The sequence below is a fragment of the Cupriavidus sp. 05N39 genome, from assembly GCF_056397325.1.
In genome coordinates, this window is sequence record NZ_JBFTNE010000227.1 from 1 (window position 1) to 2,542 (window position 2,542).

Sequence of the window (2,542 nt, forward strand, 5' to 3'; positions counted from 1 at the left end):
GACTTGGGTTCGGTTGGTTCGAGCATTGTTTCTGCGCTCGGGAGGTACAAACGCATGGAGTGTGCCAAGGCGGGCCAGGTCAGCGTGAATCGCCCGCAAACGCAGGCGGGACGTGGGAAGAAATCTTTCGAGGCGGGGAAAATGGCGCCAGCGCACGGTGCGCGGTGGCTTTGGTCTGGCGGGCAAAAACCAACACAACAGACACCGGGTGTCTGCAATTACGCGACACGCCAGGCCCGCACATCGGAGCGCGGGACGCCGAGCGTCGGGCCCACGCGGCCACGCAGGCGCGTCAGGAGCAGGGCAAGCGTCAAAGCGATGCGCTCGCGCGGCAGTTGCAGGAGTTGCGTATCCAGTTCTCGACAGAGCCGGAAGCCCGGCGCCCGCGCCTAGGCGTGGCGCCTTGACCTCAGCAACTGGTTACTGGCCGGACGGGCCGGGCGCGGCTTTCTTTTACCCTCTAGCCGTCCTGGGCCGCGATTTTGGCCACGCTCCTTCGTGCTTCGTCCGCGGCGATGGCCACACGATTGCGCCCAGACGCCTTCGCCTCGTATAGCGCTTCGTCGCTTGCATTGAAGAAGACCCGCAGGCTAGCGAAACGCGCGCGGTCCTCTGCGATAGCCACACCGATGCTGACTGTAAGCACCTGGTTGGCGCTCCCCAAATTTGGGATCGCCAGGCTCTCGACTGCCGAGCGAATTTTCTCGGCCACGGCGATGGTGCCTTGCATGCCGGTGTTGGGCAACAGCACGGCGAATTCCTCGCCGCCGTAGCGGGCGGCATAGTCGCCAGGCCTGCGGATACTGTCGGCTATGCAGCGGGCAACCGCAGCCAGCGCATCGTCGCCGCCCGCGTGCCCGTAGTGGTCGTTGAAGTTCTTGAAATGATCGACATCGATCATGAGCAAGGACAAGGGCTGCTGGTTGCGCCATGCTCGGCGCCATTCAATGTCGGCGGCTTCATCCAGGGCGCGCCGGCTGCCGATACCCGTCAGGCCGTCCGTATTGACCATGAGCCGCAGGTGTTTTTCCATCGCCAGCCTGCGCCTGAACTGCCGGGAAATCAGCACCGAGAGCGCGATGAGCATGGCGTCGAGGGCAAGGATAAGCCCGCCGAACAGCCACGCCCTTTTGCGCCATTCCGCATAAACGTAGTCGGTCGACAGGCCAACGACAACCACGAGCGGGAAACCGGTAACGTGGTGGAAGTTATATAGACGTTCAGTGCCATCCAGTGCGGCAGTGCCGACATAGGATCCTTGCGAAGCTTGAGTAAGCGGAGCGAAGGACGGGCTGCTGGCAATGCTCCGCCCGATGGTGCTTGGCTCATACGGGCGCCGCATGAGAACGATGCCATCGTCCCGCAGCAGCGTGATGGTGCCCCCCGGGCCAAGCTTCGTCCCTTCGAACAGCCTCCTGAAGTAGTGGGTACGCAGCGTGCCGACGACGATGCCGGCAAAGCTGCCGTCTGCGTGCGACAACCTTCGGCTAAGGCCGATCGACTGGCCACCGTCCGTCAGGCGAGGCTGGAACGGCTGGCTGACATACAGTCCGGCAGTGGCCGAATCGCGATGCACCTTGAAGTAATCGCGGTCAGAAAGATTGACGGGACGGGGAGGGATCGAGCGGGAGTCGAGCACAAGGTGGCCTTGCTCGTCCGTCACCAGCAGGGAGCCCATGTCCGTTGCGGTTGTGGAACGGTCAAACAACACTAGCTGGCGGATGGCGGGAGGCAACCGGAGAATCTCGGGATCTTTGACGCCGTCGATTACGGAGTGCATCGACAGCTCATAGATTTCCAGATTGCGGGCGATATCGTGCTCCAGGATCAGCGAGAGATTGGCGGCCCCTTCCTGTGCGCGGGCATACGCGTCCTGGCGCATTTCATGGAGCGCACCGGCCCCTACGGCGGCAATGGCAACAGCAAGCACAAAGCTGCTGGCCACGAAAAGATTGAGGGATTTAAAGTTCACTTTTTGGCGCGGGCCAAGGTTATCCGGTTGCATGCTCGGGGTTGTCACTCCGCCCAGGCGCGAGCGCGCCGATTGTACTCGCTCAAATACGCGTGCCCGGCATCTGTCCTCCTTGGTCATGTCAAGGGCCGGCGAAAGCCTCTACGGTCTGGTGCGCAAGGGAATGCTCAGTGCGTCAGGATTCTAGAGACTCCCGAACTGCTTGATCGATTGTCCATCCACATGGCACGGACAAGAGCCAACGTGGACGAAGAGATGGAGTTGTAGGGAGCAGTACATTTACGGGCCTAGGCGGCTGTTGGTGGATGCATCAGAGCCAATTAGGTGATGTCTTACGGCCTGACTGTCGGCGTCAGGCAAGGCAGGAGGTATTGCCCGGCAGCCTCGTAGCTACGATTTAACATAATGATAATTATGAGTGCTGTTGGTATGTTCTGAAGTGTTGCGTGTGGGACGGCACGGAGACTTCAGATACCGCAACGGAAAAGTGCTTTTATGGTATCTTTCGCCGTTGCGTTTTTGTTGTGGGTTTAGGTTTTATGTTCGTTCAGGTCAGCGCCGCCGCCGTGC

At 60.8% G+C, this 2,542-nt stretch carries 1 protein-coding gene; it reads right to left on the reverse strand.

Annotated features, from left to right (window positions below):
- Positions 1-460 precede the first annotated feature (460 nt).
- On the reverse strand, positions 461-2,005 hold the full coding sequence (locus AC1DN0_RS40850) for a sensor domain-containing diguanylate cyclase (RefSeq protein ID WP_441629621.1): 1,545 nt from the start codon (positions 2,003-2,005) through the stop codon (positions 461-463).
- Between the last annotated feature and the right edge of the window lie 537 nt (positions 2,006-2,542).

Coding starts and splice junctions, on each gene's coding strand:
- AC1DN0_RS40850 (WP_441629621.1), bottom strand. CDS start 2,005: ATGCAACCGGATAACCTTGGCCCGCGCCAAAAAGTGAACTTTAAATCC.